Genomic DNA, 15041 nt, shown 5'->3' with positions numbered 1-15041 from the left:
GCGCAGCGCCTCGTGCGCGATGCCGTCCTCGACCGCTTCCACGACCGACAGAAGGACCACACGCCCCCGATGCTCGACCCAGCCCGTAACGTCTGGCGTATCGAACGTGCCGACCGCCTGTCGGTGATCGTCGATGCCGACCGCTATTTCGGGGTCGCCCGCGAAGCGTTCCTGCAGGCCCGGAAGCGGATCATGCTGGTCGGCTGGGATTTCGACGCGCGCATCCGGCTGGTCGGCAGCACCGGCATGACCGAGGGGCCGGAGACGGTCGGCGACTTTCTCTACTGGCTGATCCAGCGCAATCCGGAGCTGGAACTCTACCTGCTCCGCTGGGACGTCGGCGCGGTCAAGGCGGCGTTCCGCGGCAGCACGATGTTCACCGTCCTCAAATGGATGCGCCATCCGCGCATCCACGTGAAGCTCGACGGCCATCATCCGACCGCCTCGTCGCATCACCAGAAGATCGTCTCGATCGACGATTGCCTCGCCTTTTGCGGCGGGATCGACATGACCGCCGAACGCTGGGACACGCGCGCGCACCGCGACGACGATCCGGGGCGCCGGCTGCCGGGGAGCGGCAAGCCCTACAAGCCGTGGCACGACGCGACCACCGCGATCACCGGACCGGCCGCCGCCGCGCTGGGCGAATTGTGCCGCGACCGCTGGCATCTTGCGGCTGGCCACACGCTGACCCCGGTCGAGGGCGGCGGCAGCTGCTGGCCCGCCTCGCTCGACCCGACGTTCGAGAACGTCGACCTCGGCATCGCGCGCAGCCAGCCGGAGATGCCGGGCGAGGCGGCGGTGACCGAGGTCGAGGCGCTGTTCCTCGACCAGATCAAGGCGGCCAAACGCCACATCTATTGCGAAAGCCAGTATTTCGCCTCGCGCCGCATCGCCGAGGCGATCGCCGCGCGGCTCGACGAGCCGGACGGGCCGGAGATCGTCATCGTCAATCCGCTGACCGCGCAGGGCTGGCTCGAGCCGCTGGCGATGGACACGGCGCGGGCGCGGCTGGTCGAGACGCTGCGCCGCCGCGACAGGCACGACCGGTTCCGCCTCTACCATCCCTTCACCCGCGGCGGCACGGCGATCTATTGCCACGCCAAGATCACGATCATCGACGACACGCAGCTGCGCATCGGCTCGGCCAACATCAACAACCGCTCGCTCCGGCTCGACACCGAATGCGACGTGGTGCTCGACGCCGAACGCCATCCCGACGCCGGGCTGGAGAACAGGATCCTCGCCACCCGCCACGATTTGATGGCCGAACATCTCGACGTCGCGCCGGAACGCGTCGCGCAGCTGATGGAGCAGACGGGATCGCTGATCGAGACGATCGAGCGGCTGCGCGGCCCGGGCCGCTCGCTGCGCCCCTATGAGGTGCCGGACCTCGACGGCATCCAAAAGTGGCTGGCGGACAACGAGGTGCTCGATCCCGAAGGCCCCGGTGAGATGTTCGAGGCGACCACGCAGCGCGGCCTGTTCCGCGGGCGGCTGCGCAAGCGCGGCTAGGCAGCGGCGGGGCGTGCCCCGGACGCCACGGTCTATACGTTCAGGGGATCGAACAGGCCGGTCCACCGGCGGCGATCGACGCCTGTCGATCCCGATCGTGCGCGGCGATGGGGTGTTTCGGGTGATGGCATCCGCCGTTCAGCCACGCGCTTCGCGCGACGCCTCCAACCCCGCCGGTCTGACGGGGGCGTCGGATGTCGAAGTGGAAAACGTCCAACCTTCCGCCCGAGTTAGACACCAAGTCAGCCTAAACGGCAGCAATCAATCGGTTTTCTTCGGGAAGTGGTGCCCCTGGCCGGACTCGAACCAGCATGCCTTTCGGCGTTCGATTTTGAGTCGAATGCGTCTACCAATTTCGCCACAGGGGCAGCGAAGCATCGCCCGATAGCGGGCGGGCTGCGGTCCCGCAAGGGTGCTTGGCGGACCGACCCGCAAAACCAGCTCGGGTCAGGCAGTGGGCGCGCGGCGGCGGTAGCTCAGCGCCTCGGCGACATGGACGCGGCCGACCGCGTCCCGACCGGCGAGGTCGGCGATCGTGCGGGCGACACGCAGGACGCGGGTATAGCCGCGCGCCGACATCCGCATCGCCTCCGCCGCCTGCGCGAGCAGCTGGCGCCCCGCCGCGTCCGGGGTGCCGACCATGTCGAGCAGCGCGCCGTCCACCTCCGCATTGGTGCGGACCGGGTGACCGGCATAGCGCGCGGTCTGGATCGCCCGCGCCGCCGCTACTCGCGCCGCGACCTCCGCTGATCCCTCCGCAGGCGGCGGCAGCACCAGATCGGCGGCGCTCACCGCGGCGACCTCGACGTGCAGGTCGATGCGATCGAGCAACGGCCCCGACACCTTCGCCTGATAGTCGGCGGCGCAACGGGGTGCGCGGGCGCAGGCGAGGCTGGCATCGCCGAGGTGGCCGCAGCGGCACGGGTTCATCGCCGCGATCAGCTGGACGCGCGCCGGAAAGGTGACATGGGCATTGGCGCGCGCGACGCTGACCACGCCCGCCTCCAGCGGCTGGCGCAGCGAATCGAGCACGCCGCGCTGGAATTCCGGGAGCTCGTCGAGGAACAGCACGCCGAGATGCGCGAGGCTGACCTCGCCCGGCTTCACCCGCAACCCGCCGCCGGTCAGCGCCGCCATCGACGCGCTGTGGTGCGGGCTGCGGAACGGCCGGTTGCGGGTCAGCCGCCCGCCCGCCAGCGTGCCGGCGACGGACTGCACCATCGACACCTCCAGCGCCTCGGCCGCATCGAGCGGCGGCAGGATGCCGGGCAGGCATGACGCCATCAGCGACTTGCCGGCACCCGGCGGGCCCACCATCAGCAGATTGTGACCGCCCGCCGCGGCGATCTCCAGCGCGCGCTTGGCGACCTCCTGTCCCTTGACCTGGCGCAGGTCGGGGCCGTGCGACGCCGCCTCGACCTCGCCGGCGGGCGGCGCCGACAGCAGGCCATGGCCCTTGAAATGGTTGATGAGCGCGAGCAGGTCGGGCGCAGCGAGCACCTCGACCGATCCGGCCCAGGCGGCTTCGGAGCCTTGTGCGGCCGGGCAGATCAGCCCCCTGCCCTCCGCGGCGGCGTGCAATGCGGCGAGCAGGACGCCGGGCGACGACGCGATCCGCCCGTCGAGGCCCAGTTCGCCGACGACGACGTAATCCGCCAGCGCCTCGACGTCGATCACCGCCATCGCGCCGAGCAGCGCCAGCGCGATCGGCAGGTCGAAATGCGATCCTTCCTTGGGCAGGTCGGCGGGCGACAGATTGACGACGATGCGCTTGGGCGGCAGCGCGAGGCCCAGCGCGGCAATCGCACCCCGCACCCGCTCGCGACTTTCCGCGACCGCCTTGTCGCCGAGCCCGACGACGATGAAGTTCGGCAGGCCGGGGATCAGCTGCACCTGCACCTCGACGCCGCGCGCTTCCAGACCGAGATACGCCACCGTCTGGACGGTCGCCACCATGTCATTCCCCCCGTCGCTCCCCCGATGTCACGTCGGCGTCACGCCGGGTTCATAGCGCGCTTTGCACCGTGCGAAAGAGTCCGTTTCGAACATTCATAAGCTGCCTTGTCCGAACAACACACAGCCCCCAAGTGAGCGCCATGCAGGATCGCCATCCCGTCAGTCGTCTGTTGCAGCTCCTGCTCGGCGGCCTGCTGATCCTTGGCGCTGGGGCGCTCGCGCCGCTGCCGGGACCGGGCGGCATCTTCCTGTTCGCCGGCGGGCTGGTGCTGATCCTGCGCAACTCGCGATCCGCGCAGGTCCGGTTCGCGCGGATCAAGCGGCGCTGGCCGCGGATCGGCGGTCTGGTCGACCGGACGATGCGGCGGCAGAGCGCGTTGCGCCGCCATGCCCGCGACAAGCGGCACGCGCGCGACAAGCGGATCGGCTCGCGTTGACTTCCGCGATCCCCCTCGGTATGCGCTCCCCATCAAGGCCGTCCCGCGTGGCGGCCGTTTTCTATTCAGACGATCAGGGAATGAATCATGAAGCGGACCTTTCAGCCGAGCAATCTGGTGCGTGCACGTCGCCACGGCTTCCGCGCCCGGATGGCGACGGTCGGCGGCCGTGCGGTGATCCACGCACGCCGGGCCCGCGGCCGCAAGAAGCTGTCGGCGTAATTCGAACGCTTACGGTTCGCCGCGATTTCCTTGCGGCGAATGCGGGGCGGCGCGCACCGATGCCGGGATTCGTCCTGCTGGTGCGCGACCGCGACGATGGTGACCCCGCAATGCGCGTCGGCTTCACCGTCACCAAGAAAGTCGGCAACGCCGTCGTCCGCAACCGCATGAAACGGCGGCTGCGGGCGCTGGCGCGTGAGCTGTTGCCCGCCGCCGGCATCCGCGGTGCGGATCACGTGCTGATCGGCCGCGACGGCGGCATCGAGCGCGACCACGCCGCGCTGAAGGTCGAGCTGGCCAAGGCGCTGGCGAAGATCGCCCGCGGCGAGAGCGCGCCGGCACGTCCGCGTGGCCCGCGCCCGTCCGGTCCGCGAAAGCCGAAACGGTGATCGCGAAGCTGCTCATCCTGATCGCGCGCGGCTGGCAATTGGGCCCGTCGGCGCTGATGCCCGACACCTGTCGTTACCAGCCGTCGTGTTCCGCCTATGCAATCACCGCCCTTCGCCGCTATGGCGCGGCCAAAGGGGGCTGGTTGGCGGCGAAGCGGATTGCGCGCTGTCATCCCTGGGGCGGGTACGGACCCGATCCGGTCCCTTGAGCCAAGACGGGGCAAGACCTTGAACAAAGAACGCCAGAATTTCGTCCTGTTCGCGGTCATCGCCGCGCTGATCCTGTTCGCGTGGCCGCTGATCCAGGGCAAGTTCTTCCCCGTCGCGAACCCGCCGGTGACGAAGATCGTCAACGGCAAGTCGCAGCCGATCCCGGCGCGCGACACCGCCGATCCCACCGCCGACAATCCCGGGGCGGTCCGCAACCGGCAGGTCGTGCTCGCCGAATCCCCGCGCGTCCGCATCCAGACGCCGACGCTGCAGGGCTCGATCAACCTCAAGGGCGCGCGCATCGACGACCTCGTGCTGGTCAAGTACAAGGAAACGATCGCCAAGGATTCGCCGCCGATCCGCCTGCTGTCGCCGGCCGGCGCGCCCGAGGCCTATTTCGCCGGCTTCGGCTGGCGCGACGACGGCCTGAGGCCGCCCGCCGCCGACGCCGTCTGGACCGCCTCGGCGCCGCTGCTCGCGCCCGGTCGCCCGGTGACGCTCACCGCCGCCAATGCGAGCGGCCAGCGCTTCGCGATCGAGCTGTCGGTCGACGACCAATATATGTTCACCGTCAAACAGACGGTGCAGAACGCCGGCGGCGCGCCCGTCCCCGTCGCGCCCTATGGCTATGTCAATCGCGTCGGCGTGTCGAAGGACCCCGGCACGTGGCAGATCCACACCGGCCCGATGTCGGTCCATGGCGGCGGCGCCGATTACGGCACCAAGTTCAAGGATATCGACGAGGCGCCCGCGAAGTTCACGACGACCGGCGGCTGGCTCGGCTTCACCGACAAATACTGGCTGACCGCGCTCGTCCCCGACCAGGCCGCGCAGTTCGACGGCCAGTTCCGCGCCGGCACCAACAAGGCCTATCAGGCCGATTACGCCTTCGCCCCCAAGCTGCTGCCCGCGGGCCGCGCGATCACCCAGACCAGCCGTTTCTTCGCCGGTGCGAAGGAAGTGAAGGCGCTCCAGCATTACGAGAACGACGCCGGCGTCACCAAGCTCGACAAGGCGATCGACTGGGGCTGGTTCGAGATCGTCGAAAAGCCGATCTTCACCTATCTCGACTGGCTGTTCCGCATGGTCGGCAATTTCGGCGTCGCGATCATCCTGCTGACGGTGACGATCCGCGGCCTGATGTTCCCGATCGCCCAGCGCCAGTTCGCCAGCATGGCCAAGATGCGCGCGATCCAGCCGAAGATGAAGGCGATCCAGGAGCGGTTCAAGGACGACAAGCCGCGCATGCAGCAGGAGGTCATGGGCCTCTACAAGACGGAGAAGGTCAATCCCGTCGCCGGCTGCCTGCCGACGCTGCTCCAGATCCCGATCTTCTACGCGCTCTACAAGGTGCTGATGCTGACGATCGAGATGCGGCACCAGCCGTTCTTCGGCTGGATCAAGGACCTGTCCGCGCCCGACCCGCTGACGCCGCTCAACCTGTTCGGCTATCTGCACTTCACCCCGCCGCACATGATCGCGATCGGGGTCGTGCCGATCATCCTCGGCATCTCGATGTACTTCCAGTTCAAGATGAACCCGGCGCCGATGGACGACACCCAGAAGCAGGTGTTCGCGATCATCCCCTGGGTACTGATGTTCGTGATGGCGAGCTATCCGGTCGGCCTGCAGGTCTACTGGATCGCCTCCAACTTCCTCGCGATCCTGCAGCAGCGCGTGCTGTATGCCCGGCATCCCGACCTCAAGACGGCGCCCGCCAAGTGAGCGACGACGTCACCACGCCCGAGGACGAGGGCTTCACCCCGGAGCTGATCGAGCATGCGCGCAAGACCTTCGCGGGGCCGATCAGCTTCCTGAAGTCCGCGCCGGCGCTCGAGCATCTCCCCGCACCGGTGGTGCCGGAGGTCGCGTTCGCGGGGCGTTCGAACGTCGGCAAGTCGTCGCTGCTCAATGCGCTCACCGGGCGCAACGGCCTCGCCCGCACGTCGAACACGCCGGGCCGGACGCAGGAGCTCAACTTCTTCGACGTCGGCGCGCCGTTGGCGTTCCGGCTGGTCGATATGCCCGGCTACGGCTTCGCCAAGGCGCCCAAGGATGTCGTCAGGAAATGGCGCTTCCTGGTCAACGACTTCCTGCGCGGCCGCGACACGCTGAAGCGCGCGCTGGTGCTGATCGATTCGCGCCACGGCATCAAGGACGTCGACCGCGAGATCCTCGAGATGCTCGACAAGGCGGCGGTCAGCTATCGCCTCGTCCTGACCAAGGCGGACAAGGTGAAGGCGACCGAACTCGCCGACGTCATGGCCAGCGTCGCCGCCGAGGCCCGCAAGCGCCCCGCCGCCCACCCCGACATCCTCGCCACCTCGAGCGAAGGCGGCATGGGCATCCCCGAACTCCGCGCCGCGGTGATGGAAGCGGTGGGTTGATCCGGAACAGCACGTGGCCTGCAGGCATCGTTCAGCTTGAGTACAGAAAACATACTGATGATCCCGAGGATGCCCTGCTTTGGGCATAGTCGGGAGACAGGCAATGAGGACTTTGCGGTGTATCGCGTCGGTCGGCGCAATTATATTGTGTGCTCCGGCGATCATGGCGCAGACGACGACGCCCGCCCCGCCGGCTCAAGTCGATGTCACGCCGCTGCGGACGCCGACATATGCCCAGCCCGAAACGTATCGACCGCGTGAACCGGGCGCGCTTGCGCCGTTCGACCGGATCAACGGTGCCGGCCCGTTTGCGCAAAGCAAGTATTACGAACAGACGTATGAATTGGCGCAACAATTCGGTCGCTGCGCGTCCAACGTCAGCCCCAAGCGTGCACGACTGGTGCTGAATGCTGCTCCCAACACGCGGACCGAACTGGTCGAGCTGAACCAGCTCAGCGGCCTTGCACGGGCGTGCCTGCCCTATGCCTATCGAGCGCCCGTCGTCTTCTTGCGCGGAAGCCTAGCCGAGGCAATGTATAAGCGACAGCCGACCGCACAGACCACACACAGTGTTGGCGTTCGACAGAGCGCGCTTGATGCCTTCCAAACCGCCGAGACGGCGCGCAGCACTGCGCGACTGCCGGACGATCGCAGTTTTTCGATCGTCACTAACTGCTTGGCCGTCCGCTCGCCGGACGAGACCCGGGCCGTCCTGATGAGCGAACACGGATCACAGAGTGAACGACAGGCGATCAAGCAACTCATCGCATCGGCGCCGGGATGCACTGGCTCAACTGCCTTTCCCGTTACCGCCGGCACCAGCTTCATCCGAGCATATCTGGCGGAATCGGCGTTGCACTGGGCAGATTTTGACGCTCAGCGCGGCTGACGCGAGGGAAAGACGGGTTTCGTGTCGCGACTTGATCGATTAGGTCGGCGGCATGAAGCTCATCATCGGCAACAAGGCGTATTCCAGCTGGTCGCTCCGCGGCTGGCTGGCGTGCAAACAGTCCGGCCTTCCGTTCGAGGAGGTGGTCGTGCCGCTCTACGACGCCGAATGGGATCGCCGCCGCGAGGGTGCGGAGTTCGCGCCATCGTCGGGCAAGGTGCCGATTCTGTGGGACGGCGAATCGGTGGTGTGGGACAGCCTCGCCATCGTCGACTATCTCGCCGACAAGGTCGGGCGCGACCGTTTCTGGCCGCAGGACGAGCCGGCGCGCGCGATGGCGCGGTCGATGGCGGCGGAAATGCACTCCAGCTTCACCGCATTGCGCCGCAAGCATGCGATGAACATCCGCCAGGTCTTTCCCGCGAAGCGCCCCGACGAGGACGTCATCGCCGACCTCGGCCGGATCATGGAATTGTGGGCGCAGGCGCGCGCGCGCTGGGGCGGCGACGGCGCGTTCCTGTTCGGGCAGTTCGGGGCGGCGGACATCATGTTCGCGCCGGTCTGCACCCGGATCATCACCTACCAATTGCCGATCGCGCGCTTCGCCGCCGCCTATATCGACGCGGTCATCCAGCATCCGTGGATGCAGGACTGGATCGCCGGCGCGCAGGAAGAGGATTGGGTGATCCAGCAATACGAACAGCCCTCGACGTGAGGCCGGCGGCGTGATCGACGGTCTGGCGCTGGCGCAGGCGTTGCTGCGCGCGGACAGCGTCACCCCGGCGCGCGGCGCGGTATTCGACGTGCTCGAATCCGCCCTGGTGCCGATCGGCTTCGCGGTCGATCGCTTCGTCGTCGGCGCGGCGCCCGACGGCCCGGTCGAGAATATAATCGCGCTCCGGCCCGGTTCGGGGCGGCATCTCGCCTTCGCCGGCCATGTCGACGTCGTCCCGCCCGGCGACGGCTGGACCGGTTCGCCCTGGTCGGGCGCGATCCGCGGCGAGCTGCTCTACGGGCGCGGCGCGGTCGACATGAAGGGCGCGGTCGCCGCCTTCGCCGCCGCCGCTTCGCGCGCGACCGGCCCGACGCTCAGCTTGCTTATCACCGGCGACGAGGAGGGCCCGGCGACCTATGGCACCCCCGCGCTGATCGAACGGATGGCGGCGCGCGGCATCGCGCCGGACCTGTGCCTCGTCGGCGAGCCGACCTCGGTGCACCGGCTCGGCGACATGGTGAAGATCGGCCGGCGTGGCTCGGTCAACATCTGGATCGACGTACCCGGCCGGCAGGGCCATGTCGCCTACCCCCATCTCGCCGACAATCCGGCGGGCAAGCTCGCCAAGGCGTTGGCGGCGCTGCAGGCGATGGGGCTCGACCACGGCAACGCCTGGTTCCAGCCGTCGAACCTCGAGATCACCGACATCGCCATCGGCAATCCCGCGCATAACGTCATCCCCGCCCGCGCCGGCGCCCGCCTCAACATCCGCTTTAACGACGAACAGCGCGGCGCCGACCTGATCGAGCGCGTCCGCGCGCTCGTCCACGAACACGCCCCCGCCGCGATCGTCACCGGCAAGGTGTCGGGCGAGGCGTTCCTCACCGAACCCGGCGCCTTCACCGCCCTGGTCAGTGCCGCGATCGAGGCGCAGACGGGGCTGGTGTCGGAGCTTTCCACCTCCGGCGGCACCTCCGACGCGCGCTTCCTGTCGAAACTTTGCCCGACGGTGGAGTTCGGCCTCGTCAACGCGACCATGCATCAGGTGGACGAAGCGGTCGCCGTCGCCGATCTCGACGCCCTGACCGCGATCTACGCGGACGTGATCGCGCGGCTCGCGATCGGCTGATCCGACGATCGGGTTAGCGCGGGGGTGTCGCACGCATGGCGTAGCCCCGTCATCGCGATGATGGAGGGAAAGGATCGCCTGCGCGGCATCCGCAACACCTCCGCGCCCTCCGCGCCTCCGCGCGAACCACCTCTTCGTCCGCTCGACGCCGAGCCCCCGGCCCCTCCGCTCTAACGCCCGCCCCGCCGCAACACGATATACAGCGCGCCCTGCCCGCCATGCCGGGGATGCGCGCCTCGCACCGCCGCGATCGCATCCGCATGCCGCGACGCCGCCAGCCAGTCCGCGATCGCCGCGCGGATCGCGCCGCGCGCATGCGGGCGCTCGCTCTCCGGCCGCGGCGGCTTGCCGGTCACCAGCAGCAGCACGCGGTCGCCCCGTGCGATCGCCCGCGACAGGCCGTCGTCGAGCATCGCGTGGGCGGAGGACAAGGTATGCCCGTGCAGGTCGATCGCGCTGTCGGGGCTGACGATGCCGCGGGTCAGCTTCTTGTCCCAGCTGCCGTCGAGTGTATTCTGCCGCGGCGACGGCGCGGCGATCACCGGCTTCGCCGCAACCGGCCGCGCCGCCGCGACCGCCCGGGTCAACGCCTTGGATGGCCGGGTCGCCTTCACCGGCGCGGGCGCAGCGGCGACCGGTTTCGCCACCGCGACGGGCACCGACCGCAACGGCTTCACCGTCGCCATCACCCGCGCCCACAGGTCGGCTTCGTCAGCGTTGAGCTGGCGCAACGGACCCCGCTCCATAGGGGACGGCCTGCGTGCGCGCGAGCGTGCCGATCGGCAGCAGCAGGAACGCGGTGCCGCGCGCCGCCATGCCGCCCGCGGTCGCCTCCGCGGTCGCGCCCGCGCCCCAGAAGGTGTCGAAGCGGTTGCTGCCCTTGATCGCGCCGCCGGTGTCCTGCGCCACCCACAGGCCGCTCGCATCCTGCCGGTCCATCGACAGGAACACCGGCGCACCGAGCGGCACGTATTTCACGTCCGCCGCCGCGCTGATCCCGCCATTGACGACATAGCCCATGGCGCCGACCGGCGGCGTGTTAAGTTCGCGAAAGAAGACGAAGCTCTTGTTCTCCGCCATGATCGCGCGCCCTTCGGCGGGATTGGCGTGCAGCCAGGCGACGATCCCCTGCATCGACGTCTGCCCCGGCTGGAGCAGCCCGCGCGCCTTCATCAGCGCGCCGATGCCGGTATAGTCGCGGCCGTTCTGGGTGTCGTAGCCGACGCGCATGATGTCGCCGTTCGGCAGCCGCAGCCGCCCCGACCCCTGGATCTGGAGGAAGAACACCGCCGCCTCGTCCGCGCCCCAGGCGAGCACCGGCGCCTTGCCGTCGAGCACGCCGGTGTCGATCGCGGCACGGTCGTAATAGGGCACGAGGTTGCTGCCAGAGACGCGCCCGCGCACCTTCTTGCCCTTCAGCGCCTCGCTGAACTGGCCGAGATCGACGTCGATCAGGTCGTTCGGCCGCGCATAGATCGGCACCTCGTAACCGGCACGCCGTTCGCGCGAGGCGGCGATCTCCGGCTCGTAATAGCCGGTGGCGAAGGCTTTGCCGTCGCCCACCTGCACCGCCTCGAAATAGCCGACGAAGAATGCGCGCGCCCCGCCCGGCGGCACGCTCGCCGCGGCGGCACAGGCGGGCTGCCAGTCGGTCCCGCGCGTCAGGCCGGAGGCATCGGTGCGCCGCATCAGCCCGGGACAGCTCGACAGGAAGGCACGCCGCGCCGCCTCGGCCTGCGCATCGGTGATCGGCAGCGTGTCGAGCGCCGGGCCGGGCACGATTCCCGCGGTAGCCGCCGTGGTCGCGCCAGGATTGGCGACGACCGGCGCGGCGAGCAGCGGCACCGCCGGCTGGATGCGCCCGTCGAAGCCGCGCCCGCTCGCGATCTGCTGACCGGGGGCGACGGGGCGCGACGCAGGCCGGTTTGGCTGGCCAGCATTACCGCGCGGCGGCTGCGCCACCGGCACATTGCCCGTCGCGAGCGGCACGACCCGGCCGCCGCAGGCACTGAGGGCGAGGGCCAGCGCTATGCTGGCGAGTACGCGATTACCGGTCATCCTAGTCCCCGTTGATCCGCTGTCGTCGGCGGCTGGCGTGATGCAAGGCTCTGCCGAAGCGCGCCGATGGGGACAAGCGCTTGTTTGCCGACGTCGGCGAAAGCCGGCGACATCACCTCTCCGCCGCCCGCGCCGGGTCAGGTCGATCGACCCGCCGGGCCTATTCCTCGTCGGTGTCCGCCAGCTTCCAGTTCGGATCGCGGCTCTTGAGCGTCCGGGCGAAGGTCCAGACGTCGTGCGTCTCGACCGCGTCGGTCAGCGACCCGGCGATCACCTGCCCCTCGGCATCGCGCGTCACCGCGGCGATGTCGGCATCGAAGCGCACCGTGATCCGTGCCTCGCGACCGTCCAGCGACGCGTCGGAGATCACCGCCCGCTCGATCGAGACCAGCCGGTTCTCCAGCGTCTCGCCGGCATCGCGCCGTGCGGCGATCGCCTCGCCGAAGGCATGCGCGACATCCGGTTCGGCAAGGTCGGCCAGCGCGGCGTCGTCACCCCGCCAGAACGCCTCCAGCGTCATCCGGTACGCCGCCTGCGCGCCGCCCAGGAACTGGTTGACGTCGAAGCCCTGCTCGCCCGCGATGATCGCGCGCAGGCCGGCTTCGGCGCGCGGCTCGATGTTGCGGTTGACGGGATCGCGCGCCTCCGGCGCCGCATCGACCGCGCGCGGCGCGACCGGCAGCGCCGACGGCCGATCCTCGGCGGCACGCGGCAGCGGCTGCTGCTCGTGGCCGGTACGCTTGCCGAGCACGCTGTAGAGACGGAGCGCCAGAAAGGCCGCCACCATCGCGAGAAGAACTACGTAGAACACCGTGCCTCCGATCTTGACCGATACATAGGCCGAAAGCCCCTGTTATTCAAACCACACTATTCGAACGACACTATTCGTCCGCACGCCCTTCCGCCCGGCGTTGAAACTCCGGGCAGGCGCTGCTAGGCGCGGGCGCCATCGGCATCGAACGCCCGACGGGCTGCTTCGGTCCCCACCTTTCCGCTTCATTCGAGGATCATTTCCATGGCCGACCAGGACAACGGCACCACGATCGATACGCAGCCGGTGAACGGCGAAGACACCGCGCCTGCGGCCGGCCTGATCTCGCAATATGTCAAGGATCTGTCGTTCGAGAATCCGAACGCGCCGGCGATCTTCCAGAACCCGAACCCGCCCGCGATCGACGTGCAGTTCAACATCGGCACCGCGCAGGTCGGCGAGGAGGTCCACGAGGTCCTGCTCAAGATCGACGTCAAGGCGGAGGCCGAGGGTCAGACCGCGTTCATCGTCGACCTGACCTATGCCGGCCTGTTCGGCCTGCGCAACGTCCCCGCCGACGCGATCCAGCCGTTCCTGCTCGGCGAGGCGCCGCGCCTGCTCTTCCCGTTCGCGCGCCGCGTGCTCGCCGATTGCGTCCGCGACGGCGGCTTCCCGCCGCTGCTGCTCGAGCCGATCGACTTCGCGCAGCTCTACCTGCAGCAGTCCGAACAGAATAACGGCGGCGCCTTTTCGGTCGGCGACGTCGGCCACGCCTGATCCATAAAGCGGGGGGCGGATACCGGTGAACCTGACCAAGGCGCTCGGCTCGGTGGGCGGACTGACGCTCGCCAGCCGGGTGCTGGGATTGCTGCGCGATTCGCTGTTCTTCCGCTTCGTCGGGGCGGGCTTCGCGTCGGACGCGTATATGATCGCGTTCCGCCTGCCCAACCTGTTCCGCGCGCTGTTCGCGGAGGGCGCCTTCTCCGCCGCCTTCATCCCGATGTTCAACCGCAAGGTGGCGGAGGGTGACAAGGCGGCGGAGGGCACCGGCCTCGCCCACGGCATCGCCTTCGCCGAAGACGCGCTGTCGATCCTGCTCCCGATCCTGATCGTAATGACCGCGGTGATGGAAGTCGCCGCCTGGCCCGTCACCTATGCGCTGTCGGGCGGGTTCAACGGCGTCGATCCGAAGCAGTTCGACTTCGCCGTCCAGCTCGCGCGGCTGACCTTCCCCTATCTGCTGTTCATCAGCCTCGTGTCGCTGCTCGGCGGCATCCTCAATTCGCTGCACAAATTCTGGGTCAATGCCGCCGCGCCGATCCTGCTCAACGCGACGCTGATCGCCGCGCTGCTGTTCTTCCACGACGACGTGCCGCTGCTCACCGCGCGCAATCAGGCGATCGCGGTCACCGTCTCGGGCGCGCTGCAATTGCTGTGGCTGTGGTACGCCTGCCGCCGCGCCGGCGTGACGCTGCGGATCAAGCGGCCGCGCCTCGGCCCCGACGTGAAGCGGCTGATGGCGCTGATCGGCCCCGCCGCGGCCGGTGCGGGCGCGGTGCAGATCAACCTTGTCGTCTCGACCGCGCTCGCCGCCAGCCTGCTGCCGTCGGGATCGGTGTCGTACATCTATGCCGCCGATCGGCTCAACCAGCTGCCGCTCGGGCTGATCGGCATCGGCCTCGGCACCGTCCTGCTCCCCACCATCTCGCGGCTGCTCGGCCGCGGCGAGGAAGCGGCGGCGATGACCATGCAGAACCGCGGCATGGAGCTGGCGCTGCTGCTCACCCTGCCCGCGACGGTGGCGCTGGTCGTCTGCGGCATGCCGATCGCCGCCGCCCTGTTCCAGCACGGCAAGTTCGACGCCACCGACACGCTGTTCACCGCGCAGGCGCTCGCCGCCTTCTCGATCGGCCTGCCCTCCTACATCCTCGTCAAGGTGCTGACGCCCGGCTATTACGCCCGCTCCGACACGAAGACGCCGGTGCGTTATGCGACGATCTCGATGGGCGTGAACCTCGCGCTCAACCTCGCGCTGATCGTCCCGCTCCGCCACATGGGGCCGCCGCTCGCCACCGCGATCGCCAGCACGGTCAACGTCGCGCTCCTCTATCGCACGCTGGCCAGCCGCGGCCAGTTCGTCCCCGACGCGCAGCTCAGGCGCCGCGCGCCGCGGCTGCTCGTCGCCGCGCTGCTGATGGGCGGCGTCATGTATTTCCTCAACGACCTGTTCCAGCCCTATACCACCGGCACCAACCTCGCCCGCTGGGGCGCGATGGTCGTGCTGGTCGGCACCGGCATGCTGGTCTATGCCGTCGCGGTCTTCGCAACCGGCGCGCTTCGGCCCCGCGACATCCGCCAGCTCCTCCGCTCCAAGTCCTGAAAG

The 15041-nt window shown here is 69.0% G+C and carries 16 protein-coding genes and 1 tRNA gene; 12 read left to right on the top strand and 5 right to left on the bottom strand.

Going from position 1 to position 15041, the window contains the following annotated elements:
• Positions 1-69 precede the first annotated feature (69 nt).
• Complete coding sequence (locus B2515_RS13480; protein ID WP_293877106.1) at positions 70-1515, top strand: phospholipase D-like domain-containing protein; 1446 nt, start codon at positions 70-72, stop codon at positions 1513-1515.
• Positions 1516-1798: 283 nt separating this feature from the next.
• Here B2515_RS13480 and B2515_RS13475 read toward each other — a convergent pair.
• A tRNA-Leu gene (locus B2515_RS13475) sits at positions 1799-1883 on the bottom strand.
• Positions 1884-1962: 79 nt separating this feature from the next.
• The gene (locus B2515_RS13470; RefSeq protein ID WP_293877104.1) at positions 1963-3471 is read right to left on the bottom strand and encodes a YifB family Mg chelatase-like AAA ATPase; all 1509 of its coding nucleotides are present in this window, start codon (positions 3469-3471) and stop codon (positions 1963-1965) included.
• 131 nt (positions 3472-3602) lie between these two features.
• Between B2515_RS13470 and B2515_RS13465 the strand changes: the two genes are divergently transcribed.
• From B2515_RS13465 to dapE, 9 genes are all read left to right on the top strand, one after another.
• Positions 3603-3908, top strand: coding sequence for a hypothetical protein (locus B2515_RS13465; protein WP_414711401.1), 306 nt, complete (start codon positions 3603-3605; stop codon positions 3906-3908).
• Positions 3909-3995: 87 nt separating this feature from the next.
• The gene (rpmH, locus tag B2515_RS13460; protein ID WP_031393806.1) at positions 3996-4130 is read left to right on the top strand and encodes a 50S ribosomal protein L34; all 135 of its coding nucleotides are present in this window, start codon (positions 3996-3998) and stop codon (positions 4128-4130) included.
• Positions 4130-4519: a ribonuclease P protein component gene (gene rnpA, locus B2515_RS13455; protein WP_293877615.1), complete on the top strand. Its 390-nt coding sequence runs from the start codon at positions 4130-4132 to the stop codon at positions 4517-4519. The genes rpmH and rnpA overlap by 1 nt, the downstream gene beginning before the upstream one ends.
• Positions 4516-4728: a membrane protein insertion efficiency factor YidD gene (yidD, locus tag B2515_RS13450; protein WP_293877102.1), complete on the top strand. Its 213-nt coding sequence runs from the start codon at positions 4516-4518 to the stop codon at positions 4726-4728. The genes rnpA and yidD overlap by 4 nt, the downstream gene beginning before the upstream one ends.
• A 19-nt stretch (positions 4729-4747) precedes the next feature.
• Positions 4748-6454 carry a membrane protein insertase YidC gene (gene yidC, locus B2515_RS13445; RefSeq protein WP_293877100.1) on the top strand — a complete coding sequence of 569 codons (1707 nt, stop codon included), beginning with the start codon at positions 4748-4750 and terminating at the stop codon, positions 6452-6454.
• The gene (gene yihA, locus B2515_RS13440; RefSeq protein ID WP_293877098.1) at positions 6451-7116 is read left to right on the top strand and encodes a ribosome biogenesis GTP-binding protein YihA/YsxC; all 666 of its coding nucleotides are present in this window, start codon (positions 6451-6453) and stop codon (positions 7114-7116) included. The genes yidC and yihA overlap by 4 nt, the downstream gene beginning before the upstream one ends.
• Before the next feature lie 163 nt (positions 7117-7279).
• Positions 7280-8005 carry a hypothetical protein gene (locus B2515_RS13435; protein ID WP_293877096.1) on the top strand — a complete coding sequence of 242 codons (726 nt, stop codon included), beginning with the start codon at positions 7280-7282 and terminating at the stop codon, positions 8003-8005.
• Between the two features lie 52 nt (positions 8006-8057).
• Positions 8058-8720 carry a glutathione S-transferase family protein gene (locus B2515_RS13430; protein WP_293877094.1) on the top strand — a complete coding sequence of 221 codons (663 nt, stop codon included), beginning with the start codon at positions 8058-8060 and terminating at the stop codon, positions 8718-8720.
• Positions 8721-8730: 10 nt separating this feature from the next.
• A complete protein-coding gene (gene dapE, locus B2515_RS13425) occupies positions 8731-9849 on the top strand; it encodes a succinyl-diaminopimelate desuccinylase (RefSeq protein WP_293877092.1) in 1119 nt (372 codons plus the stop codon).
• A 170-nt stretch (positions 9850-10019) separates the two neighbouring features.
• Here the strand turns inward: dapE and B2515_RS13420 are convergent, their stop codons facing one another.
• From B2515_RS13420 to B2515_RS13410, 3 genes are all read right to left on the bottom strand, one after another.
• The gene (locus B2515_RS13420; RefSeq protein WP_293877613.1) at positions 10020-10535 is read right to left on the bottom strand and encodes a Smr/MutS family protein; all 516 of its coding nucleotides are present in this window, start codon (positions 10533-10535) and stop codon (positions 10020-10022) included.
• 25 nt (positions 10536-10560) lie between these two features.
• Positions 10561-11907, bottom strand: a complete 1347-nt coding sequence (locus B2515_RS13415) for a murein transglycosylase A (RefSeq protein ID WP_293877090.1) — start codon at positions 11905-11907, stop codon at positions 10561-10563.
• A gap of 160 nt (positions 11908-12067) precedes the next feature.
• Complete coding sequence (locus B2515_RS13410; RefSeq protein WP_293877088.1) at positions 12068-12718, bottom strand: Tim44/TimA family putative adaptor protein; 651 nt, start codon at positions 12716-12718, stop codon at positions 12068-12070.
• Between the two features lie 204 nt (positions 12719-12922).
• On the opposite strand from B2515_RS13410, the gene secB reads away from it, so the two are divergent.
• Positions 12923-13435 (top strand): protein-export chaperone SecB, encoded by a 513-nt coding sequence (secB, locus tag B2515_RS13405; RefSeq protein WP_293877086.1) that lies wholly within the window; start codon positions 12923-12925, stop codon positions 13433-13435.
• Between the two features lie 25 nt (positions 13436-13460).
• Positions 13461-15038: a murein biosynthesis integral membrane protein MurJ gene (gene murJ, locus B2515_RS13400; RefSeq protein WP_293877085.1), complete on the top strand. Its 1578-nt coding sequence runs from the start codon at positions 13461-13463 to the stop codon at positions 15036-15038.
• Positions 15039-15041: the final 3 nt, after the last annotated feature.

This window comes from Sphingomonas sp. UBA978 (assembly GCF_002292295.1).
Taxonomy (GTDB): domain Bacteria; phylum Pseudomonadota; class Alphaproteobacteria; order Sphingomonadales; family Sphingomonadaceae; genus Sphingomonas.
This window is presented reverse-complemented; position numbering and strand designations above follow the sequence as displayed.